This window comes from Aggregatibacter valvarum (genome assembly GCF_980468985.1).
Map to the genome: position 1 here is coordinate 983,428 of NZ_OZ413141.1, position 23,055 is coordinate 1,006,482.

Annotated in this window: 23 protein-coding genes and 1 tRNA gene; 19 read left to right on the plus strand and 5 right to left on the minus strand. The window is 42.8% G+C overall.

Translation table 11 applies throughout. The features are described 5' to 3' along the window. The first annotated feature begins 21 nt into the window (after positions 1–21). From AC30SF_RS04545 to AC30SF_RS04585, 9 genes are all read left to right on the plus strand, one after another. A complete protein-coding gene (locus tag AC30SF_RS04545) occupies positions 22–3,483 on the plus strand; it encodes an SIR2 family NAD-dependent protein deacylase (RefSeq protein ID WP_489607698.1) in 3,462 nt (1,153 codons plus the stop codon). A gap of 87 nt (positions 3,484–3,570) precedes the next feature. Beyond that, positions 3,571–4,245, plus strand: coding sequence for a type I-C CRISPR-associated protein Cas5c (cas5c, locus tag AC30SF_RS04550; protein ID WP_489607699.1), 675 nt, complete (start codon positions 3,571–3,573; stop codon positions 4,243–4,245). After that, positions 4,242–6,020 carry a type I-C CRISPR-associated protein Cas8c/Csd1 gene (gene cas8c / locus AC30SF_RS04555; RefSeq protein ID WP_489607700.1) on the plus strand — a complete coding sequence of 593 codons (1,779 nt, stop codon included), beginning with the start codon at positions 4,242–4,244 and terminating at the stop codon, positions 6,018–6,020. Before cas5c ends, cas8c begins: the two co-directional genes overlap by 4 nt. An 11-nt stretch (positions 6,021–6,031) precedes the next feature. After that, the gene (gene cas7c / locus AC30SF_RS04560; RefSeq protein ID WP_489607701.1) at positions 6,032–6,898 is read left to right on the plus strand and encodes a type I-C CRISPR-associated protein Cas7/Csd2; all 867 of its coding nucleotides are present in this window, start codon (positions 6,032–6,034) and stop codon (positions 6,896–6,898) included. 15 nt (positions 6,899–6,913) lie between these two features. Further along, positions 6,914–7,561, plus strand: coding sequence for a CRISPR-associated protein Cas4 (gene cas4 / locus AC30SF_RS04565; RefSeq protein WP_489607702.1), 648 nt, complete (start codon positions 6,914–6,916; stop codon positions 7,559–7,561). A gap of 30 nt (positions 7,562–7,591) precedes the next feature. Further along, complete coding sequence (locus tag AC30SF_RS04570; protein ID WP_489607703.1) at positions 7,592–9,538, plus strand: DUF2075 domain-containing protein; 1,947 nt, start codon at positions 7,592–7,594, stop codon at positions 9,536–9,538. A 38-nt stretch (positions 9,539–9,576) separates the two neighbouring features. Next, on the plus strand, positions 9,577–10,590 hold the full coding sequence (gene cas1c / locus AC30SF_RS04575) for a type I-C CRISPR-associated endonuclease Cas1c (RefSeq protein WP_489607704.1): 1,014 nt from the start codon (positions 9,577–9,579) through the stop codon (positions 10,588–10,590). 74 nt (positions 10,591–10,664) lie between these two features. Further along, positions 10,665–10,958: a CRISPR-associated endonuclease Cas2 gene (cas2, locus tag AC30SF_RS04580; RefSeq protein WP_003685729.1), complete on the plus strand. Its 294-nt coding sequence runs from the start codon at positions 10,665–10,667 to the stop codon at positions 10,956–10,958. 852 nt (positions 10,959–11,810) lie between these two features. Next, on the plus strand, positions 11,811–12,023 hold the full coding sequence (locus tag AC30SF_RS04585) for a hypothetical protein (protein ID WP_314400881.1): 213 nt from the start codon (positions 11,811–11,813) through the stop codon (positions 12,021–12,023). 284 nt (positions 12,024–12,307) lie between these two features. Here AC30SF_RS04585 and cspD read toward each other — a convergent pair whose 3' ends face one another. The 4 genes from cspD to AC30SF_RS04605 all read right to left on the minus strand — a co-directional run bounded on the left by cspD (position 12,308) and on the right by AC30SF_RS04605 (position 13,955). Then, the gene (gene cspD / locus AC30SF_RS04590) at positions 12,308–12,517 is read right to left on the minus strand and encodes a cold shock domain-containing protein CspD (protein WP_489607705.1); all 210 of its coding nucleotides are present in this window, start codon (positions 12,515–12,517) and stop codon (positions 12,308–12,310) included. Positions 12,518–12,723: 206 nt separating this feature from the next. Then, positions 12,724–12,885: a YoaH family protein gene (locus AC30SF_RS04595; protein WP_033002552.1), complete on the minus strand. Its 162-nt coding sequence runs from the start codon at positions 12,883–12,885 to the stop codon at positions 12,724–12,726. A 48-nt stretch (positions 12,886–12,933) separates the two neighbouring features. Then, positions 12,934–13,644, minus strand: a complete 711-nt coding sequence (truC, locus tag AC30SF_RS04600) for a tRNA pseudouridine(65) synthase TruC (RefSeq protein WP_489607706.1) — start codon at positions 13,642–13,644, stop codon at positions 12,934–12,936. Further along, positions 13,638–13,955, minus strand: coding sequence for a YqcC family protein (locus AC30SF_RS04605; RefSeq protein WP_209362467.1), 318 nt, complete (start codon positions 13,953–13,955; stop codon positions 13,638–13,640). Before AC30SF_RS04605 ends, truC begins: the two co-directional genes overlap by 7 nt. A gap of 106 nt (positions 13,956–14,061) precedes the next feature. On the opposite strand from AC30SF_RS04605, the gene AC30SF_RS04610 reads away from it, so the two are divergent. The 6 genes from AC30SF_RS04610 (at position 14,062) to AC30SF_RS04635 (ending at position 17,053) form a co-directional block, all read left to right on the plus strand. Further along, positions 14,062–14,844: a Zn-ribbon-containing protein gene (locus AC30SF_RS04610; protein WP_489607707.1), complete on the plus strand. Its 783-nt coding sequence runs from the start codon at positions 14,062–14,064 to the stop codon at positions 14,842–14,844. A 187-nt stretch (positions 14,845–15,031) separates the two neighbouring features. After that, a tRNA-Leu gene (locus AC30SF_RS04615) sits at positions 15,032–15,117 on the plus strand. A 336-nt stretch (positions 15,118–15,453) separates the two neighbouring features. Beyond that, positions 15,454–15,654: a tyrosine-type recombinase/integrase gene (locus AC30SF_RS04620; RefSeq protein ID WP_314116887.1), complete on the plus strand. Its 201-nt coding sequence runs from the start codon at positions 15,454–15,456 to the stop codon at positions 15,652–15,654. Next, positions 15,614–15,868: a tyrosine-type recombinase/integrase gene (locus AC30SF_RS04625; protein ID WP_314116886.1), complete on the plus strand. Its 255-nt coding sequence runs from the start codon at positions 15,614–15,616 to the stop codon at positions 15,866–15,868. The genes AC30SF_RS04620 and AC30SF_RS04625 overlap by 41 nt, the downstream gene beginning before the upstream one ends. 506 nt (positions 15,869–16,374) lie before the next feature. Further along, positions 16,375–16,758, plus strand: coding sequence for a type II toxin-antitoxin system RelE/ParE family toxin (locus AC30SF_RS04630; RefSeq protein WP_314116880.1), 384 nt, complete (start codon positions 16,375–16,377; stop codon positions 16,756–16,758). Beyond that, positions 16,751–17,053 carry a helix-turn-helix domain-containing protein gene (locus tag AC30SF_RS04635; RefSeq protein ID WP_314116879.1) on the plus strand — a complete coding sequence of 101 codons (303 nt, stop codon included), beginning with the start codon at positions 16,751–16,753 and terminating at the stop codon, positions 17,051–17,053. The genes AC30SF_RS04630 and AC30SF_RS04635 overlap by 8 nt, the downstream gene beginning before the upstream one ends. Before the next feature lie 203 nt (positions 17,054–17,256). Here AC30SF_RS04635 and matP read toward each other — a convergent pair whose 3' ends face one another. Further along, positions 17,257–17,703, minus strand: coding sequence for a macrodomain Ter protein MatP (gene matP, locus AC30SF_RS04640; protein ID WP_314116878.1), 447 nt, complete (start codon positions 17,701–17,703; stop codon positions 17,257–17,259). A gap of 134 nt (positions 17,704–17,837) precedes the next feature. Between matP and AC30SF_RS04645 the strand changes: the two genes are divergently transcribed. The 4 genes from AC30SF_RS04645 (at position 17,838) to glgB (ending at position 23,052) form a co-directional block, all read left to right on the plus strand. Continuing rightward, the gene (locus AC30SF_RS04645) at positions 17,838–19,613 is read left to right on the plus strand and encodes an AAA family ATPase (protein ID WP_489607708.1); all 1,776 of its coding nucleotides are present in this window, start codon (positions 17,838–17,840) and stop codon (positions 19,611–19,613) included. A gap of 141 nt (positions 19,614–19,754) precedes the next feature. After that, positions 19,755–20,285: a bifunctional 3-hydroxydecanoyl-ACP dehydratase/trans-2-decenoyl-ACP isomerase gene (fabA, locus tag AC30SF_RS04650; RefSeq protein WP_489607709.1), complete on the plus strand. Its 531-nt coding sequence runs from the start codon at positions 19,755–19,757 to the stop codon at positions 20,283–20,285. A gap of 191 nt (positions 20,286–20,476) precedes the next feature. Beyond that, entirely contained in the window at positions 20,477–20,866 is a 390-nt protein-coding gene (locus AC30SF_RS04655; protein ID WP_489607710.1) for a hypothetical protein, read from the plus strand. Further along, positions 20,863–23,052 (plus strand): 1,4-alpha-glucan branching protein GlgB, encoded by a 2,190-nt coding sequence (glgB, locus tag AC30SF_RS04660; RefSeq protein WP_489607711.1) that lies wholly within the window; start codon positions 20,863–20,865, stop codon positions 23,050–23,052. The genes AC30SF_RS04655 and glgB overlap by 4 nt, the downstream gene beginning before the upstream one ends. Positions 23,053–23,055: the final 3 nt, after the last annotated feature.

Genomic DNA, 23,055 nt, shown 5'->3' on the forward strand with positions numbered 1-23,055 from the left:
TCTTATCATGGTGCAGCTATTATGATAGGTGCAGGTTTTAGTAGAAGTGCTGCGACAACAGGAGATAGCAATAAAAAGCTTCCGCTTTGGTTTAATTTTTCTGAACTATTAATTAAAGAATTGAGTTCAAATAGCTCAGATCCATTACGACTAGCTGAAGAATACAATGCATATTTCGGTAAACAAGCGTTACATGATTTAATCAAGAAGGAAATTAATGATTCAGCCTGGATACCGGGGGAACTATATAAATCCTTACTAGAATTACCATGGTCAGAGGTTTTGACTACAAACTGGGATACTTTGCTTGAACGTGCTTCAGAAGAAATTCATCAGCCTGTATATAGTATTGTTTCAAAACAGGAAGATCTTTCAAGTGCAAGATCACCTCGTATCGTGAAATTGCATGGCACTATCGATGTAAGTAAAGATTTGATTTTTACTCAGGAAGATTACCGTAAATATCCGCAACAATATGCAGCATTTGTGAACTTTGCTCGGCAAGTATTTATTGAAAATGAACTATGTCTAATGGGTTTCTCTGGAGATGACCCAAATTTCTTACAGTGGGCTGGTTGGGTTAGAGATCATTTAACTAGTCATTCTAGACGGATTTACCTCGTTGGAGCTTTAGGATTAAATTCTTCAAAACAGAAATATTTAGAGTCGCTCAATATCGCACCAATAGATTTATATAGTTTGGTTAAAGATTATGATGATGCAGATATGCGTCATTTTAAGGCCACAGAAATATTTTTTCAGACCTTGCAAAAACTAAAACCTAAGAATAAATGGGAATGGGAGCCAAGCAAGCTACAGCGAATGGAAATGACAGAAGAAGAATTAAATAGGCGTTATCAAGATCATGAGCATGCAGCTCATCTCCTTGAAAGGCAATTAGTTCCTTTGGAAAAGGATAGATTGTCTTACCCTGAGTGGTTGGTATGTCCAAATTTATTGAGATTTACCTTGCATATGCAGTTAACAGATCCTTGGCCTAATCCTGATAATTTGTCAAGAATGAATAAAGATTCAAGAGCTAAGCTGCTGTATGAAATAGCTTGGCATTATAAAGTAACTTTTGAAATTCTTCCAAATTGGTTGGTAAATGAACTGCTAACAGTATGTGATCTTGATAAACCTTGTTGTTTAACAAAGAAACAACAATTAGATATTGCGCTTCTTTTATTGAAAAATACACGTTGGATGGAACAGTCAGAAAGTAAAGATATTATTCTAATAACAAGACGTATATTGGAAAAAGGAAAAGAATATTGGACAGAAATTGATAACGAATTGTCCTATTATTCCGCTATTTTAGCGCGGGATTCATTTGATTATCCAGCTTTAGAGAAATATGCAGAAGAAATTACCACTAATGATCCTATTTGGAAGTTAAAAAAGGCTTCTTTATTTGCAGAGCTTGGAAATTTTGAAGAAGGTAAACACTTAATAAGTGAAGCATATAGTGATTTACTTAAACAGTATAGAAATAATCATGGTTCTATTTATTTGCTCTCTCGTCTAGCTTGGGCATACTGGTTAGCTAGAGGTATTAACTTGAGTGAACTGGAAGAGAAAATTAGAATTTTCTCTTTTGATTATAAAGAATCTAAATGTGATCCTTGGGATTACATAGAACACATGCAGAAAAAAATTACCAGAAAATTAGCAAAGCAACAAGAACAAGAGATTGAGCCTTTATTTGAACCAGGGCATTACAAAGATAACTCCAATACTGTAACTTGGAGTAATGAATTACACCCACTACTTCTACTAGAAGGTATATCTAATACTGTTGGACTACCATTACGTTGGCAGCATACAAATTTTCTTGTCGATTCAGCTGCAAAAATTGCCGAGTTAACTGAAATTGATAATACCCAACGTTTCTCTCTTGCTATTAGAGCCGCCAGTAGTGAGACATCTAATGTCTTAAAAAGAGTATTTTCTAGAATTCAAATTGCGTGTTTATCTCAGGACGAGGCTAATTTTTTAATAGAAAAAACTATATCTTCAATTGAATATTGGTCTGAAAAGCGAGAGGCTCAATCGAGCATAAGCGGTATTACACGCCATGCAATTGACCGCTTACGTGTTTTTATTGAAGTATTAGCTAGAATTTCTGTAAGAGCAACATCTGAACAAGCTAAGCAAATTTTTCGCTTAGCAGTTTCTTTAGGACAGAATAAGAAATTTCAACACCTATGGCTATTTGATTCAATTAAGGATTTAATTAAATTTTCTCTTAAAAGTATTCCTGACGATGAGCAACATGAGGTGTTACTTGATGCATTATCCTATCCACTTGAAACAGAAATTCAAAAAAATGAATATGGTAAGTGGGCTAATCCTGTCATAGATAATCCGGGTAAGCGTAAGCAAAATATTTTTATTGATAAACGCATTGGTGAAATTATAGATAGTATAGAAAAAAATTCTTCTAAAAATGCTCCAGCATTGTTAAGACTATTACCTTTAATAAAGAGTAAGTTCCTTACCGAAAAAGAATGCAGACAAATTGCATTAAATATATGGGGAGATAATCCTGATTATAAAAATATACCTAAAACAGGATTGCTTAATTACGTTCTACTTGAATTACCAAACATGGATTATTTGTCGGTAAAAGCATTAGTTAGAGAATATTTATTTGAACAGAAGGAAGAAAACTTGTTTAAATTGGATTTTTTAATGGATGTAGTTAATGCAGCACTTGGAAAAAATGTTAAGGAATTGCCAAGTCAAGAACAGGCTGTGAATTATTTCGAAAAACTAACCTCTTGGAGATTACCCGAAAAAGATGATAGTGAAATAGGGTTTTCTAAAAATATAAATTCTGAAACGGCTGAATTAATTAGTGAAGTATTAGCGCGTTCCATTGTGCCTGCATTGTCAAAAGAAGCATTAACTGAAGAAAATTTTCAGAAGTTGTGTGATATGCATATAGTACTTGATAAAGCGGAAATTCTGATGGCGTATCCATATTTTGCTGTATCAGATGAAAGTTTTATTTGTCGCACGGAGGGATTGATTAAGAAGGGGTTCCAATCTATAGAAGGTCATAAATTAGCGTATGCCTCTTATGCTCTGTTAACTTGGAGAGAACTTCAAGATTTACCTGTGATAAATAGGTTAATTAAGCGACTGATTTACATGATTAGTTCAAATCAAAAACAAGGGTTAGCCCCACTCCTTTGGACGGCTAATCAGATGTATAAAAAAGAATATCTTTCAGGTGAAGATATTGAATCACTTAGTGAAATTCTTCCAGTTATTTTTGATAGCACTAATTACGGGAGAATTCCCCCATATAATCAGGAGTCTGTAAGTATTTCACTTGTGCGTGCAGCTTGCGTTAGATTGGCTAGAGATATTTTGAATAAAGAGCAAAATGATGATGTGGATTTAAAAAGAATATTGGAAATGGCGAAAAACGATCCCCTTCCAGAAGTGAGATTCGCAGAAATTACAGATATATAAAAATATCATTCAAAAGTGCGGGCAATTTTCCCAACGTTTTCAAAACGTCGTCTGAAACCGCACTTCCCCAACCACAAGGAGAACCAAATGAACCAAATCCGCCTACACGTTTGGGGCGATTATGCCTGTTTTACCCGTCCGGAGATGAAGGTGGAGCGGGTGTCTTATGATGTCATCACGCCGTCGGCGGCGCGCGGGATTTTGGCGGCGGTGCATTGGAAGCCCGCGATTCGGTGGGTGATTGACCGGATTTATGTGTTGAAACCGATTCGCTTTGAGTCGGTGCGGCGCAATGAGTTGGGCGGCAAGATTTCGGCGGGCAAGGTTAGCGGCGCGATGAAGCGCAAGAGCGTTGCCGATTTATATACGCTGATTGAAGATGACCGCCAGCAGCGTGCGGCGACAGTGCTTAAAGACGTGGCGTATGTGATTGAAGCCCATGCGGTGCTGACGGCAAAAGCGGGGGCGGATGAGACCGTTACTAAACATATTGAGATGTTCAAACGCCGTGCGAAAAAAGGGCAATGCTTTCAGCAGCCTTGTTTGGGCGTGCGTGAGTTTCCTGCCGATTTTGCGTTGATTGACGAAGGCGAGCCGCTGCTGCTGTCGGCGTTATCGGAAAGCGAGGCAAACCGCGATTTGGGCTGGATGCTGCACGATATTGATTTTGACCACGGCAACACGCCGCATTTTTTCCGCGCGCAAATGAAAGACGGCGTGATTGATGTGCCGCCGTTTTACGCCGAGGAGGTGAAAGCATGATTCTTGCGTCCCTTGCCCGCTATTACCGCCGTTTGGCAGCGGAGACCGATGAAATGGGCAACCCGAAAGTGCCGCCTTATGGCTTTAGCGAGGAGAAAATCGGCTGGATTCTGGTGTTGGATAAAGAAGGTCGTCTGAAAACCGTTGTGCCGAATCTGACTGCCGATAAAAAGCCGCAGCCGAAGCTGATGAGTGTGCCGCGCCCTGAAAAACGCACGTCGGGTATCAAACCGAATTTTTTGTGGGATAAGACCGCCTACGCGCTTGGCGTGGAAGCCAATAAAAACAAAGCCGAAGCGAAAGAAAAACCGTTTACGTCGTCTGAAAAAACCTTTGGCGCCTTTAAGCAATACCATCTTGATTTACTGCAAAACAGCGACGATGAAGCCTTGCAAGCCTTGTGCCGTTTTCTGCAAAACTGGCAGCCTGCACATTTCGCTACCGAAAACCTGCCTGCCGAAATGCTCGATGCCAACATTGCATTTTCTCTTGAAAAACCGACCGCACTTATCCATAAACGCGAAGCCGCACAAACCTTGTGGGCAGGCTGCCTGAAAAGCGACGAAGCACTCGAAGGCTTGTGCCTGATTAGCGGCGACACCGCCCCGATTGCACGGCTGTATCCGGCGATTAAAGGCGTGTTTGGCGGGCAAAGTTCCGGCGGTTCGATTATTTCGTTTAATAAAGAAGCCTTTGCTTCGTTTGGCAAGGAGCAAGGCGCAAATGCGCCTGTTTCCGAACAATCCGCGTTTGCCTACACCACTGCGCTGAACTATCTGTTGCGCCGCGAAAATAATCACTGTTTGACCATCGGCGATGCCAGCACGGTCTTTTGGGCGGAAGCGGATGATAACGCCACGGCGCAGGCTGCTGAAGGCTTCTTCGCGCACGTGTTCACGCCGCCGGATGACGAACAAGAAAGCGCTAAAATTTTCAACGTATTGGAACAAATCGGCAAAGGTCGTCCGCTGCAAGAAATTACGCCCGAACTCTCTCCCAATACCCGTTTTTATATCTTAGGGCTTGCCCCTAATGCCGCACGAATTTCTGTTCGGTTTTGGCTGGATACCACCTTTGGGCAGCTGGCGGAAAATTTGGCGCAGCATTGGCAAGATTTAGCCCTTGAACCTTGCGCGTGGAAAACGCCGCCGTCTATTTGGCGACTCTTATTGCAAACTGCCGTATTGGGCAAAAGCGAAAATATCTCGCCCGTATTGGCAGGTGAGATGACCCGCGCCGTGATTTGCGGCACGCCGTACCCCTTAAGTTTGCTGTCGCAACTGATTACCCGAATCCGCGCCGACGGCGACGTGAACGGTCTGCGCGTGGCAATGATGAAAGCCGTATTAGAGCGGCGTTTTAGAAAAGGTTTTATCGAAGAAGGAGTTCCTATGAGTTTGAACAATGAAAGCCCGAATCGCGCCTATCTTTTAGGGCGGCTGTTTGCCGTGTTGGAGCGCATTCAATATCAGGCGTTGGGCGAATTAAATGCCGGCATTGCCGACCGCTATTACGGCTCTGCATCCGCCGTGCCGTTTTCCGTTTTTCCGCGCCTTTTGTCGGGTGCAAAACACCATTTATCGCGCTTGCGTAAAGACAAAGCCGGCATGGCGGTGAATTTGGATAAAGATTTGGGCGAAATCATTGCCAAACTGCCCGAAACCTTTCCGCGCCATTTGAGCATTGACGAACAAGGTCGTTTCGCCATCGGCTATTACCATCAAAAACAAAGCTATTTTGCTAAAAAAGAAACCGCTGAAACCATTGAAAACTAAGGAGCCAGAAAATGTCTGCTATTCAAAACCGCTATGAATTTGTTTACTTTTTTGATGTAACCAACGGCAACCCCAACGGCGATCCCGATGCGGGCAATATGCCGCGTCTTGACCCCGAATCCAGCAAAGGCTTGGTAACCGATGTCTGTCTGAAACGCAAAATCCGTAATTTTGTCGAAATCAGCAGCGAAAACGAAGCCGGTTACGAAATCTACGTCAAAGAAAAAAGCGTGTTGAACCTGCAAAACAAACGCGCTTATGAAGCGCTTGGCATTGAATCTGAAGCCAAAAAACTGCCGAAGGACGAAGCTAAAGCCCGCGACATTACCGCGTGGATGTGTAAAAACTTCTTCGATATCCGTACCTTCGGTGCGGTGATGACCACCGAAGTCAACAGCGGACAAGTACGCGGCCCTGTACAACTGGCGTTCGCCCAATCCATCGACCCGATTGTGCCGCTGGAAGTTTCGATCACCCGCATGGCAGTAACCAACGAAAAAGACTTGGAAAAAGAACGCACTATGGGGCGTAAATACATCGTCCCTTACGCGCTCTACCGCGTGCACGGTTTTATCTCCGCCAACCTTGCCGCCAAAACCGATTTTTCAGACGACGACTTAGCCAAACTCTGGCAAGCCCTGACGCTGATGTTTGAACACGACCGCTCCGCCGCCCGTGGTGAAATGGCAGCACGCAAACTGATTGTTTTCAAACACGACAGCGCGCTCGGCAGCCAGCCTGCACATAAATTGTTTGATGCCGTGAAAGTCGAACGCATAAACGGCGAATCAGGTACGCCTGCAAGCGGTTTTGGCGATTACAACATCAGCGTGGTTTCAGACGGCCTGAATGGCGTGAGTGTGGAAGAGCTGCTTTAAAAAACGTTCAAAAAAATGATCGCACTTTCAACCGAAAGCCAAAGGGAAAATCAGAACACGCGCCTGATTCCCCTTTCTGCCTTGCAACACTACGCCTTCTGCCCGCGCCAATGCGCGCTGATTCACAACGAGCAGGCGTGGGCGGAGAACTATTTGACCGCGCAGGGCAAGGCGCTGCATGAGCGGGTGGATTCGGGCGAACCCGAAACGCGCAAGGGCGTGCGTTTTGAGCGGACGATGCATGTATCGGCGGAGAAACTGGGCATCAGCGGCGTATTGGATTTGGTGGAGGTGGACACGAAAACAGGCCGTCTGAAACCTGTGGAATACAAACGCGGCAAGCCCAAACCCGACCCGATGGACGAAATCCAGCTTTGCGCCCAAGGCTTGTGCCTAGAAGAAATGACGGGGCAAACCGTCTCTGAGGGCGCGCTGTGGTATATGCAAACCCGCCACCGTGTTCCCGTCGTATTTTCAGACGACCTGCGCGCCCAAACACTCGCCACCATCGCCGCCGTGCGCGAACTCCTAAACAGCGGACAAACCCCGCCGCCCGATTATAGCAAACGCTGCAAAGCCTGCTCGCTGGTGGAAATTTGCCAACCGGAGTTGCTGGGGAAACGGGATAAGTCAAAGAATTATATTGAAGAACTATTTTTGTAAGAAATACAATTAATATTAGGTAGATAAATTATGTTAAGAGCTTATTACGGTAAAAGTATTGCTGATTTTATCCAGGAAGATAACCAAAAAATTTTAGGTGAACTAAGTGAACAACATCAAAATAATAAACTAGAAATTTTGCAAAAAAATGCATGGAAACAGCAAATTACCATTTTAAAGTCAAAATTAGCAAAACTAACTGGTTATATTTATTTTGAATTTTCAATTCCAAGAATGGGGAAGCGTGTTGATAATATTGTCATTCTTGGAGATAAGATTTTTTTGCTAGAGTTTAAAATTGGCAGCGAACAATATGATAAGCATGCCATTGACCAAGTGATTGACTATGCGCTTGATTTACGAAATTTCCATGAAGGTAGCCATCATGCAAATTTAATACCTGTATTAATTGCAGAAAAAGCATCAAAAAAATTCAAAAATAATTTTCAGGAAGCTCAAAATCTAAATCAGGCAATTTTATTGAATGCACAGAATTTGCGTGAGTTTTTCAAGCCTTATAATTCAACTAGTCTAATGGATGTTTTAGCTTGGGAGCAATCTTCATACAAACCAACGCCTACCATTATTGAAGCGGCACAAGCACTTTATCAAAATCATGATGTTGCAGAAATCACGCGTTCAGATGCTGGTGCAAAAAATTTGTCAGCTACGGCTAATTGTATTAGTAACATTATTGAGCAAGCCAAACAAGGGAATAAAAAAGCTATTTGTTTTGTTACTGGTGTTCCAGGTGCAGGGAAGACATTGGCTGGGCTCAATATTGCTAATCAGCGTTTAAAAGTAGCAGAAGATGAGCACGCTGTTTTCTTATCAGGAAATGGCCCGTTGGTACAAGTTTTGCAAGAGGCTTTGGCAAGAGATAGTGTCATTAAAAATAAAATCAAAAAAGAAAATGCATTAAAGGCAACCAAAGCATTCATTCAAAATATTCATCATTTTAGAGATGAATATTTGGAAAATTTACAGGCACCAACTGAAAAAGTTGTGGTATTTGATGAAGCACAACGAGCGTGGAATCAACATCAAACTTGTAAATTTATGCGTCAAAAACGCGGACGGCCAGATTTTAATAAGTCTGAACCAGGATTTTTGATTGAGGTAATGAATCGCCATCAAGATTGGTGTGTGATAGTTTGCTTGATTGGAGGAGGTCAAGAAATCAACACAGGGGAAGCAGGTCTTGTTGCCTGGATGCAAGCTTTGAAATCTTCTGACATAGATTGGCAGGTGCATTATTCTAATTTAATTGTCAATCAAGACAATTATTTACAAGATACTGCAATAAAAAACTGGTTATCTACGACAGGCGTTAAGCAAAACCATTTACATCTGGCTACTTCAGTGCGTTCGTTTCGGTCAGAAAAAGTTTCGGCATGGGTACACGCGTTATTAGACATGGATGAGCAGGCCAAGTCACTTTGGAAAGAAATTAAAAGCAATTATCCTATTGTACTTACAAGAGATTTGCAAAAGGCTAAAGCATGGGTAAAGGCACAAGCCAAAGGAAGTGAGCGTTATGGCTTGGTGGCTTCATCTGGGGCGCGTCGTCTGAAAGCATTAGGAGTGCATGTCAAAAATGAAATCGACGTGGCCAATTGGTTTTTAAATCCCAAAGATGATGTGCGTTCCTCTTATTTTTTAGAAGATGTGGCAACAGAGTTTGACGTTCAAGGACTTGAGCTTGATTGGGTATGTCTAGCTTGGGGAGAAAATTTCTATTATCAGGATAACCAGTGGTGCTACCAATCCTTTAAAGGGTACAAATGGCAAAATATCAATAAAGAAGAGGATAAACAGTTTACTAAAAATGCTTATCGAGTTTTATTGACTAGAGCGAGGCAGGGCATGGTAATCTGGATTCCAGAAGGCAGTGAAAATGATAACACACGTCAAAAAGAGTTTTATGATGGAACATATCAATATTTAAAATCTATAGGCATAAATGGACTAGTTTAACTGTAAGTAAACTGCGGTCAAACCCCAAGGAGTCTCCCATGCGCAAACTGCAAAACACGCTCTATATCACCACCCAAGGCAGCTATCTGCATAAGGAGCGGGAGACGCTGGTGGTGGAGCAGGAGCGTAAGAAGGTGGCGCAGTTGCCGGTGCATTCCATCGGGCATATTTTCTGTTTTGGGAATGTGCTGGTGTCGCCGTTTTTGCTGGGGTTTTGCGGCGAAAATAATGTGAATTTGGCGTTTTTTACCGAAAATGGGCGTTATTTGGGACGGCTTCAGGGACGGCAGAGCGGTAATGTGCTGTTGCGTCGGGCGCAGTATCGGGTGTCGGAGCAAAATCCTGTGCCGATTGCGCGCAATATCATTGTGGCGAAGATTCAGGCGAGTAAGCGGGTGCTTCAGCGGCAGATTCGCAATTACGGCGAGAATGCGGCGATTCAAAGTGCGGTCGATGCTTTGAACATTTCGCTGCGGCAGTTGAAGGGCGCGGTGGAGCTGGACGTGGTGCGCGGTATTGAGGGCGATGCGGCGGCGCGTTATTTTGGCGTGTTCGGGCAGCTTTTGAGCGAAAAAAGCGGCTTTTCTTTTGACGGGCGCAACCGCCGTCCGCCCAGAGACGGGGTGAACGCGCTGTTGTCGTTTGTGTACAGTCTGTTAGGCAAGGACATCAGCGGCGCGCTGCAAGGCGTGGGGCTGGATCCGCAGGTGGACTTTCTGCACGCCGACCGACCGGGGCGCGACAGCTTGGCGCAGGATATTTTGGAAGAATTCCGTGCGTGGTGGGCGGACAGGTTGGTGTTGTCGCTGATTAACCGAGGGCAAATTAAACCGCAGGATTTTGTTACCGAGGCAAGCGGTGCGGTGAGCTTAAAAGCCGATGCGCGTAAGCTCTTGTTCCAAGCTTTGCAGGCGAAAAAGCAGGAGAAAATTGTGCATCCATTTTTGGGTGAAGAAGTGGAAATCGGTTTGCTGCCGTATATTCAGGCAATGCTGCTGGCGCGCCATTTGCGTGGGGATCTGGCGGAATATCCGCCGTTTTTGATGAGATAGGTTAGCAGGTCGTCCAAAAATAGGCTGGATGTTTTCAGACGACTTTTAAAGCAGCCTGCACATGGGAATACAAAATGCTGATGCTGATTACTTACGATATTTCGCTGGAAGACGCGGAAGGACAGGCAAGGCTGCGGCGCGTGGCAAAATTGTGTTTGGACTACGGTGTGCGCGTGCAGTATTCAGTGTTCGAATGCGACATTGCGCCCGACCAGTGGGTTGTTTTAAAAGACAAACTTTTGAAAACCTACAACCCCGAAACCGACAGCCTGCGCTTTTACCATCTGGGCAGCAAATGGCGGCGCAAAGTGGAACACCACGGCGCAAAACCAGCGGTGGATGTGTTTAAGGATACGTTGATTGTGTGAATCGCCAACCTGCAGTTCTCATGAAAATGCGGCAGGGTTGGCGAATTGGGATTGTTCTTTAACAATCAGGATATTGCGAATGCGGGTGTAACGGAAGAGGCTGTGTTATACTCGCGCTCGCGCTTTTCTTGGGAGCTTAGCGAAATCGGGGCTGCGAAACCTGATGGAGCAAGACTTTTGAGAGAGGCTCAGCCGCCTTCAGGCGGCTGCGTGTTGAAACTTTTACCACTTTGTGGCTGATGGTCGCTGTTTTAAGGGCAGCCGCTTTCGCGCGGCTGTGTGTTGAAACTCTTGCTTCCGGAGATAAATCACCCACAAAATCATGCAGCCGCCTTCGTGCGGCTGTGTGTTGAAACTGAAAAAGTGATTGTTTTCATAATTTAATTTCCGCAGCCGCCTTCGCGCGGCTGTGTGTTGAAACATATTCCGGACGGTAAAAAAGACGGTCTGCAAGTTATGCAGCCGCCTCCGCGCGGCTGTGTGTTGAAACGCCGATACTTTTATTTCTTGCTGTTGCCCCTGACAGCAGCCGCCTTCGCGCGGCTGTGTGTTGAAACCATCAGCAATTTGCCGATGTCGCTTTGCGGTGCTTGCAGCCACCTTCACGCGGCTGTTTGTTGAAATGAGTTTTCGCTCTTTCGGGTAGCTATCCCTAAGTGCATTTGCCTCTGCGCGTTCTGTGAGCCATGTTTTCGTGCAACAAGTTGCACGCTACGAGGGATATTACATTTTCTAAGTCTTGCGTTGTCAGTTGCGTTTAAACGTTTTAAAATCGTTTTGCTTTAGTTCAAGGTTAGTGTTGAACTTAATCTTAAATGTGAATGTTAAATTATCTGCCATGAGGTAACCTTTATGGATAAAGACATTGATGTCCATTGGATTGGTTGGGTGGTTGTGTTGTTGCCGTATGAAATCGGTTTGTTATTTATGTTGTTTGGTTCAGCGACATTGATTCAGGTGGTGTTTTTCGGCACATTTTCGTACCTTGTCATCCTTGGTGTTATTGCTTTCTTCCGCAATCCTAAAGATGTCATACTGCTTTTGATTATCGGCTCGAAACTTTAAAAGTTGACCGCACTTTAAGATGCGCTGAGTACCGTATGATGAGCATGATATTGCTGTGCGATTTATTGATGGATAATAGGGATAATGGCGTTGTATTTTAATTTTCTACGTAACATAAGATTTAACCGATAGCCTCTGATTTCCTTAATGTATTTTTTGCTATTAAATTTTAATGAACATGTCACCGTTATGGTGTAGAGCAGGGGAGTCTTTAATCAAAAGGCCAAGTCCTGTATTAAACTTAGCCTTTAGATTAAATAGATTCTATTTGGGAGAATGAATTATTATTCTGCTATCGGGATAATTTTTGTAGCGTGGGAACCTTTGTCGCCGTGAATGACTTCAAATTGTACTTTTTGACCTGCTTTTAGAGAGCGGTAGCCTTCCATTTCAATAATAGAATAGTGTGCAAAAATATCGGTATCACTGCCTTCTGCAGAAATAAAGCCAAATCCTTTTGCATTATTAAACCATTTAACAACACCAACTTCCATAATTTACACCTCTTATGGTTTTAGTTCTTCTCGAACCACATTTACTTCAATAAGACATACAGCCCTATCACCTTAATTTGCTGGTGATCATCTTTAAATAAATTTACTGTGTATGCAATAAGAAAAGTTTCAAAATCAAACAGAGATCACAAAAATTCATAAAATAATGTGCAAAAACCCTTCAGCTTTTCTTCTTTGATGGCGAATTATTTGTGATTTTGTGTATTTTTATTCTGTTCCCGTAATTGTTTTGCCACTAAGGCAATAGCTTCTCCGCTGCCAATGCCTTGCGCCATGAGTTCTTGAATTTTTTCAACGGCACGTTGTTGCTGTTCATGGGTGAGATTTAGCAAATCGTTGTCTAGCATTTTTGTCTTTCCTTTCATTTAAAAGTGCGGTGATTTTTTGCAATGTTTTTACCATTGAAAAGTCTGAATGAGATTTTGCCATTGCGCATCCAGTCCAGCTTGAATTGTCATCGGACGTTGAGTCAATGGATGAACAAAGGTTAATTTTTCTGCGTGTAACAGTAAACGGGCGCAGCCGGTGTGTTCCATTAATGCACGATTTTGATGCAAATCGCCATATTGTGTATCCCCTAAAATGGGGTGAAAAATATGTTTCATGTGACGACGCAACTGATGCTTACGTCCGGTTTGCGGAATTAAACGCACAAGAGAATAACGGGAAGTGGCATAGCGCCCTACACCGTAAGGCATTTCCACGGTCTGCAATCCTTCGTAAAAAGTGACCGCACTTTGTGGTGCTTTATCCGGTTGGGAGAATTTATCGGCAATTTTATCTAACTGAACCTTGAGCGGATAATCAATTTCGCCATGCCCTGTCACATATCCTCTCACTACCGCGAGATACTGCTTTTCTATTTGTTTTTGCTCAAACTGTTGGCATAACATATTCGCTATTTCACTGTTTAAGGCAAACAGCAGAACGCCGGAGGTCGGACGATCTAAGCGATGAATCGGATAAACGCGCTGCCCGATTTGATCGCGTAAGGTTTGCATCACAAATTGGGTTTCATGGCGATGAAGCCAACTGCGATGTACCAACATTCCCGCCGGTTTGTTTACGGCGACCAATACATCATCCTGATATAAAATCTCTAACATGGTTGTTGCAGCAGCTTTTCAATTTCTATGATCGGGATTAATAGTTCCGCCAAATAATCTTCTTCTTTCAATGCCTCTTCTAAATAAGGGCTAATCGCAATTTGGCTTGGCAAGGGCGCCTGACTTTCCAATAGGGCGTACATACGTGGAATAAAAATCCATTGCAGCCATTCTGTTGGCTGCATTGTATCCAGTGCAAAAGGTTGTTCGCTTAAAAAAGCCTCTGCGTTTGGCGGCATACTTTGCCATAATGCCAAACGTGTCATCGTATGCTGTAAATGTTGTAAATGTAATCGAGTTTGTTGATGCATAAAACACCTCATAAAATAAGCGCGTCATTGTAGAAGATTTCATGCTTTTGCGCCAGTTACACAAATTTCGTGTAAAATTTCAATTTTTATATTAACGTGATCCATTATGTATTTAATTGAAGCCTTCTTTTCTCTCCAGTCGAGTGATTTTTCATTGGAAAAACAAGCCTATTGCGTTAATCAAGTAATTGAACAATGGCGTTATAACGGGCAGATTATTGGACGTGAAATTCCACAATTTCTTGCCGAGCAGGAAAATCAACAAGGCTTGGCAGTGCGTGTGACTTGTCCTGAGCAAACTTCATTATTAGCGGAATTTAACAATCAGCCGGTCACACAAGCCCTTCTAGAAGCAGAAAAGTGCGGTGTGTTTTTCGAGAGTTTTCAAATCGTTGCGGAAGATCTTAATTCCGACATGACCGCAACAGAACCGCCTTCTTGGCAATTACTCTATACGACCTATTTGCAGTCTTGTTCCCCTTTACATAGCGGTGATACGTTGCAACCGATTCCGTTATATAAACAGCTAAAAAACATACCACACTTGGCAATGGATATGATCAAGTGGCAAGAAAATTGGCAGGCGTGTGATCAGTTGCAAATGAATGGTTCGGTGTTAGAACAAGAGGCTTTGGCGCAAATTAGCAATACGCAAACTCCATTGTTCAAACATGGCTATTACCTCGCTCAAGAAATCACTCGCCAAAGTGGCATTCCCACATACTATTATTTGTATCGAATCGGCGGAGAAAGCCGAGAAGCCGAGTTAGACTCCCATTGCCCCTTATGCAAACGGCCGTGGACGCTGGAGCAACCACTGTTTGACTTCTTATATTTTAAATGCGATCACTGCCGTCTTGTTTCCAATCTTTCATGGCACTGGCAATGACCCTCATTGTAACAGGAGGCTGAAATCATTGGTGAGCGTGCGATGAAGGGTGAGAAAAAGTGGCCTTGGGAGTATCGATAAAGTTAAAATTTGAGCAATTAAATACATGACGAGATTTTTTGCTTGCAACAACGAGATAAATCCTTATAATCGGCATCCGTTCTTAACAAGAAAACTTATCAGTGTTGCCTGGGTGGCGAAATTGGTAGACGCAGCGGATTCAAAATCCGCCGTTGAATAAACGTGTCGGTTCGAGTCCGACCCTAGGCACCAATGATAAGTTTCATAAAAAAATAAAGCCGCTTTTTAAAGCGGCTTTTTCTTTGCTATTTAGCCATTAAAATCAATGACTTACAATTCTATAAGCTTCATTTGAAGATTCTTTTTACTGTATATATTGACAGTAGTTTACATTCAGTTTATTGTTTTTATATGATCGCAAGCGATCACAGAAACGGGAGATTGAGCCTATTTTGCTCCCATGTTTGTGCCTGATTTTTGGTGTGTGTTTAGGTGGTTAAAATGGCGACAATTAGCCGAAAAAATAGCGGTTGGCGTGTGTAAATTAACCTCGTGGGCGCGACAATTTTGTTTGCCATTGAAACTGCCATGCGTACTGGCGAAATCTGTAATGCCACTTGGGAAAATCTCAACTTAAAACAACGTCTATTGCATATCCCTACATCAAAAAACGGTTATCCGAGAGAAGTGCCGCTTTCAAGCAAAGCGATAGAGATTATCAATCATCTTGTACAAGTAAAATCTGTTGATGATCATCATATATTCCAATTGCAATCACACATCGCTTGATGCTGTCTTCCGTCAAATAAAAGAAAAAGCAGGCTTGGAAGATTCGAATTTACATTTTCACGACACTCGACGGGAAGCGTTGAGCCACTTGTCTAAAAAAGTGGATGTGATGACGCTTGCAAAGACAAAGATTAATGGGCATAGAGATATAAGGATTTTACTCAATACATATTGTGCGCCCGATATGTCCGAGGTGGCTAATTTATTAGGATAAATAAAAAGTGCGGTCGATTTGATCTGTTCCTCAATTGTTGATTGTTGAGTCTAACTTTTAAGGTGAAGATCACTTATTTCTTGGGGTAAGCAAACTCAACATCTTTTCACCGAAATTTGCAGGGCAAATTAGCGGTGTGGGAGGAACAATTGCAAGATGGCTACTTTCACTACTTAAACTATTACTAATGCTTCTTTCTCCTACGGGACGCTTTTATGGCAATGGCATTTGATCTACAAATACTGGATAAGTCAAAGCCTTCTTCGGTGGCTTCTGGGAAGGATTAAAATCACGGAGGGGGGCAGGTACTTAAAAAATTCAAATCGCATGGGAATTTATTCGGCGTGGTCGTCGGCTGGATTGAAAAAGCCGTGAAATTGTTTACTAACTTACTTTCATCGGTGCAAAGTACATAGAAAGACCTAGATGTCGCCGCAAGCCCTTTTTGTTGAAGCCAGTATCTAATTTTGCTAATATACTCTTAAAGGTGACAACAATCACAGCCAATGAGAATATTTAAAACCAAAGCCTTTGATAAATTCGCGCAGAAAAACCACATCACCGATGATGATCTGTTTGATGCGGTCATGCGCGCGGAGCAAGGTTTGATCGATGCCGATTTGGGCGGCAACATCATCAAACAACGCATTGCAAGAGAAGGTCAGGGGCGCAGTGGTGGTTTCCGTTCCTTTATTGTTTATAGGCTCAATGAAAACAGCTATTTTGTCGCTGTTATCAGCAAAAATACCCGTGACAATATTTCGGCGCAAGAATTAATGGCGTTGAAAGAATTGGCGAAAGCCTACGCCAAGTTAACACCGCAGCAAATTGAATCACAAGTGAAAAACGGGTTGTTTATTGAAGTATTACCGGAGGGAAAAAATGAGTGAAATCTTAGCAATGATCCATGAAAATGCGGCAGATTTGCATGAGGCCGGATTGATAGATAAAAAAACGATGAAAAAATTTGATGAATTGTGTTTAACGCCGGTGCCTGCTTTTACGCCAGACGAAATTAAAGCCATTCGCGAAAAAGAACGGGTTTCGCAAACCGTGTTCGCCCACTATCTCAACGTGAGCAAAAACATGATCTCTGAATGGGAGCGGGGTGTCAAAAAACCCACGGGCACAGCACTAAAACTTTTAACTCTCGTGCAACACAAAGGCATTGAAATCCTCGTCTAATCCTACATAAAAAAGCAAGCCCACCGTGCTTGCTTTTTTGTTGCGCTAAATTCCACACCTCAACCCACTCGCACTTTCTGCCCACATCGCCAAAAATACGGATTATTTAATCTGTAAGACTACCCATTTACGTCTGATCTTCTACATATAATGTGCTTTTTATCACATAAATGAAGTGAATTTGCACCATAAATTGCCTCTATTTATTTTAATAAATCTTTTAATCCGGCTTTCATGGCGGACATTTGGCTTTCGTATAGCGCTTTTTTCTCACGCTCATCAATCATATACATGATGGTTTCTGAGAGCGTCATTTTCATTTTACGTGAATATTTAGATAAACGTAGCCAAACGGCATATTCCAAATCAATGGATTTTTTCTTGGTAGATTGTTTTTCAGCATTAAAAAAACGCTTTCTTCTGGCGCGGATGGCTTGATCGAGTTTAGTCACCAATTCTGGCGCTAAATGGGTTTTTATCCATTCTTCAATTTTTTGCGGGTAGTTTTGGCAGTCGATGAGTTGTTTTACAATGTCTTCTTGTAAACTTTTTTCCATGTAACGGGTGATATTTTCCCCTTCACGGGCTTTTTTGGTTAAATAGACCCACTTCCAATGCGCTTCTTGATTTTCTAACTTTTGATATTTCATTTTTTTACATGATTTTAGTGACGTGGTAACTGCGTAACTATACGCTTTTTATGGCGGATTTTCCAGCAAATTTTCCTCGATACGCATAAATATGCGATAATGTTGCCAAATAACCTTTAACTTAGAGAGTCGTCGTGTCTTCATCTTATAATACTTTGCCTTGGCAGGAACTTCGTCCGACATTGAGCGTGTCGGAAATCCCTTCACATTCTCAAGATTTTTTTGCATTACAACCTCGCGCAGAAAAAGCGATTCGTCATTTCATTAAAAATTCCTACCGCACTTTATTGGTGCTTAAAGCAGATGATCAGGCAGAATATGTGCCGTTATTGGAACAATTGATTCAATCAGAAAAGCCCGAGCCGGAGTTGTGTGGCGTGCAATATGTGATTGAACAAGGGGATTCTTTTTCTTTTCCTCGTATTTCAGCCGAACCGGTGCAGTCTTATAACGACAATTTTGCTGCGCAAAAAAGAGTGGTAACCGCATTATATTTCGATCAGTTTCAGTTATTTGGCTCCGTGAAAATTCACGCGACCTCGCACGACATTCAGCTGAATCCAGGCTTAGTTCATCAGGTGAATAGCGGTGTTTTAATTGTCACTGCCGGCGCATTATTGGCGCAATTTGATTTATGGCAACGACTCAAACATATTCTCACCACCGGCGTGTTTAACTGGTATTCCGCACATCCATTTAAAACCTTGCCTTGTGACATTCCAAGTTATCCGTTGCGGTTAAAAGTCATTGTCTTAGGCAATCGTACAGAATTGGCAACATTGGAAGAGTTGGAAGAAGATCTTTATCATTTGGCGGATTATGCGGAAATCGAGAGTTATTGCCGTGTTGCCAATGCGGAGCAACAGCAACAATGGATGGGTTATGTTCAGTCCGTAGCGCAACAACATCAATTGCCGATGTTGGATTTGAGCGGCTTTAATAAACTTTATCAATTATTGGTACGTGACAGTGAAAATCGTGAATTGATTAATATCTCGCCGTTGATGTTAAAAAATATCTTGACGGAGACGGCTCTTTTAACGCAGTCCACCTCCTTAAGTGCGGTGGATTTTGAGCGTTATTTTTTACATAAAGCAGAGCAATTTGGCTTTTTGCGTGAACAAACGTACGACAGCATTTTGCAGGAACAAATTTATGTGGCGACCGAAGGCGAAATGGTGGGGCAGATTAACGGGTTGTCTGTCATTGAATATCCGGGGACGCCGTTAGTTTTTGGTGAGCCTTCTCGGATTAGTTGTATTGTGCAATATGGTGATGGTGAAGTCGTAGACGTGGAGCGCAAAACCGAATTGGCGGGGAATATTCACAGCAAAGGCATTTTAATTGCAGAAGCCTGTTTAGCAAATATTTTAGAATTGCCTTCTCAGTTGCCGTTTTCGGCTTCCTTAGTTTTTGAGCAATCTTACGGCGAAATTGATGGCGACAGCGCATCTTTAGCCGGCTTTTGTGTGTTGGTCAGCGCCTTGTCCGATTTGCCATTACCACAATCTATTGCTATCACGGGAGCGATCGATCAGTTTGGCTTGGTGCATTCTGTTGGGGGCGTAAATGAAAAAATTGAAGGCTTTTTTACCATTTGTCAGCGTCGCGGACTGACCGGTAAACAGGGTGTGATTATTCCGAGTGCCGTGGTGAATCAACTGAGTTTATCTGAAGCCGTGATTAGTGCGGTGAAAAATCAGACATTTTTTATCTATCCCGTAGAAGCCGTGGATCAGGCCTGTGAAATTTTGTTACAACGTGACTTAGTGGAACAAGATGATAAAGACTATACACCGGATACCCTGCCATTGGCTCGCTTAATTCATCAACGCATTAATCAATATGCCGATCGGCAGTCACATCGAGAGGGTTTTTGGGATTTGTTGTTTTCCCGCAAAAGCCATTAATTCAAAATTGCCATTAAAAATTAACTGATCGGACAAGTTAGGCGTACAAGTGTTAGCTATTCTAAATGTAGTGAGGCTTTGTTAGAATCCGCGCAACGTTTATATTTTAACAACACATTGACTTTTTATAGGATTTTAATAATGAACACTTGTACACCAAACATTAAAGACAGTTATTCTTACGAAGATTTATTAGCCTCCGGACGTGGAGAACTGTTTGGTAAAGAAGGTCCACAACTTCCTGCGCCAACTATGCTAATGATGGATCGTATTGTGAAAATGACTGAAGATGGTGGTACATTTGGTAAAGGTTACATTGAAGCCGAACTTGACATCCATCCTGATTTACCGTTTTTCGCTTGTCATTTTATCGGCGATCCCGTTATGCCGGGCTGTTTAGGCTTAGATGCCATGTGGCAATTAGTCGGCTTCTTCCTTGGTTGGGTCGGTGGCAAAGGCAAAGGTCGTGCGTTAGGTGTTGGCGAAGTGAAATTCACTGGGCAAATTCTGCCAACCGCCCAAAAAGTGGTTTATCGCATTAATATGAAACGTGTTATCAACCGCAAATTAGTGATGGGCATGGCAGACGGCGAAGTAGAGGTGGACGGTCGTGTTATCTACACCGCAACAGATTTGAAAGTCGGTTTATTCCAAGATACTTCCAGTTTTTAACAGCGAAACGATATAAAATGAGAAAGCGAGATCGAAGGATCTCGCTTTTGTTTTAATAAGATGTCATTGATGTCACGTGATTTTTTGACGGAGATCACTAATTTCAACTAAAAGCGTTGTAATTCTTTCTGCCTCTTCTAGAATACTCATAAAGCGTTAGTTTTAGGCTGTATTTTAGTTGTAGGTGCCGTATGCAAGTTTTCAATTCTCCAGCACAAATTGCCGAAGCAATCGGTGTTTCTTCTTCTCATTTAGCGCATTTACTGATAGACGCGCGTTTGATTTATGCCCCTCCGGAAACACGGCATGATTTCACCGCACTTTGGCAACTGCCAAGTCATCGGATAAACGCAGTATCTTATGAGGCTTTCACACGTATCTCTCTTGTTTTATTCATATTATCATTCCCTCATCATCGCTTAAACCTTTCAGCTTCTCGTCAAAGAGAAACCTTTCCGATTCACCAACACGCGCTTTTACCATTCAATTTGCCCTGTTTATTGGCGTTGAGCAATATGCAAATCGCGTTCCTTTTCTCTTCATTTATTAAGCCCGCAGAGCTTAGCGAGGATTTATTATGACTCAACTCGTTGCACAATCCGTGATTAATCAATTCTTTGATGGAACACATTCGGATCCTTTTTCCGTATTGGGTATGCACGAAACCGATAACGGCATTGAAATTCGTGCTTTATTGCCGGATGCGTGTCGTGTCAGCGTCATTGATAAAGAAAATCAAGACACCGTCTGTGAATTGGATTGCTTAGATGACAGAGGTTTTTTTGCCGGCGTTGTGCCACAAACCCATGATTTCTTTGCTTATCAATTACAAGTGTATTGGGGCAAGGAATCGCAAATCCTTGAAGACCCTTACCGTTATCATTTGATGATGAATGATTTGGATGAATGGCTTTTAGCTGAAGGCTCATTCTTGCGTCCGTATGAAGTGTTAGGTGCGCATTTTATCGAATGTGATGGTGTTTCCGGTGTGAATTTCCGTTTGTGGGCACCGAATGCTAAACGGGTTTCTGTGGTGGGAGATTTCAACTATTGGGACGGTCGCCGCCATCCGATGCGCTTACATCCGGCAAGCGGCGTATGGGAATTATTCCTACCGAAAGTCGCATTAGGGCAGTTGTATAAATTCGAATTAATTGATTGCCACGGCAATTTGCGCTTAAAAGCCGACCCTTATGCCTTCAGTTCACAGTTACGTCCTGATACAGCGTCACAAATTAGTGCGTTACCGGACATTGTGCCAATGACAGAAGCCCGCCGTAAAGCCAACCAATGGGATCAACCGATTTCCATTTATGAAGTGCACCTAGGGTCTTGGCGCCGTAATTTAGAAAATAACTTCTGGCTAGATTACGACCAAATCGGCGATGAATTGATTCCTTATGTAAAAGAAATGGGCTTTACACACATTGAGTTTTTACCGCTTTCCGAATTCCCGTTTGACGGTTCTTGGGGCTACCAACCACTAGGCCTGTATTCTCCAACCAGCCGTTTTGGTACACCGGAAGGGTTTAAACGTTTAGTTGAACGTGCCCATGAAGCCGGCATTAACGTAATTTTGGACTGGGTACCGGGTCATTTCCCAAGCGATACCCATGGTTTAGTGGCTTTTGACGGCACGGCATTATATGAACATGCCGATCCGCGCGAAGGATTCCATCAAGACTGGAACACGCTCATTTACAACTATGGTCGCAACGAAGTGAAAAACTTCTTGTCCAGTAACGCCTTATATTGGATTGAGCGTTTCGGGATTGACGGTATTCGTGTCGATGCGGTGGCCTCCATGATTTATCGTGATTACAGCCGTGCCGAAGGCGAATGGATTCCGAACCAATACGGCGGACGGGAAAATTTAGAAGCCATTGAATTCTTAAAACACACCAACTGGAAAATTCATAGTGAAGTGCAAGGGGCGGTTTCCATTGCGGAAGAATCAACCTCGTTTGCCGGTGTAACACATCCAACCGAAAAGGGGGGCTTAGGCTTTAATTTCAAATGGAATATGGGCTGGATGAATGACACCCTTTCTTACATGGAAAAAGATCCGATCTATCGCCAATATCACCACAACCAAATGACTTTCGGCATGGTGTATCAATACAGCGAAAACTTTGTATTACCACTTTCTCATGACGAAGTGGTGCATGGCAAATGTTCCTTAATCGGTAAAATGCCGGGGGATGCGTGGCAAAAATTCGCGAACTTACGCGCTTATTACGGTTATATGTGGGGCTATCCGGGTAAAAAATTATTGTTCATGGGAAATGAATTTGCCCAAGGCCGTGAATGGAATTACCGCGAAAGTCTAGATTGGTTCTTATTGGATGAATCCATCGGCGGAAGATGGCACATCGGTATGCAACAGTTGGTGAAAGACCTCAATAAAATTTATCGCGAAAACGCACCGCTCTTTGAACTGGATTCTGATCCGCAAGGTTTCGATTGGTTGGTCGTGGATGATGCGCAAAACTCTGTATTTGCCTTTGAACGACGTAGCAGCAAAGGCGAGCGCATTATTGTGATCAGTAACTTTACGCCGGTGCCACGTCATGATTATCGCATTGGCGTGAATGTTGCCGGTCAATATCACGAAATTTTAAATACGGATTCATCCTTTTACGAAGGTTCAAATCTTGGCAATTGCGGTGCAGTGGAAAGTGAGGCAATCCCAAGCCACGGACGAGATCATTCTATTTCTGTTTCTATTCCGCCATTGGCAACCCTCTATTTGAAATACCAAGGATAAAGC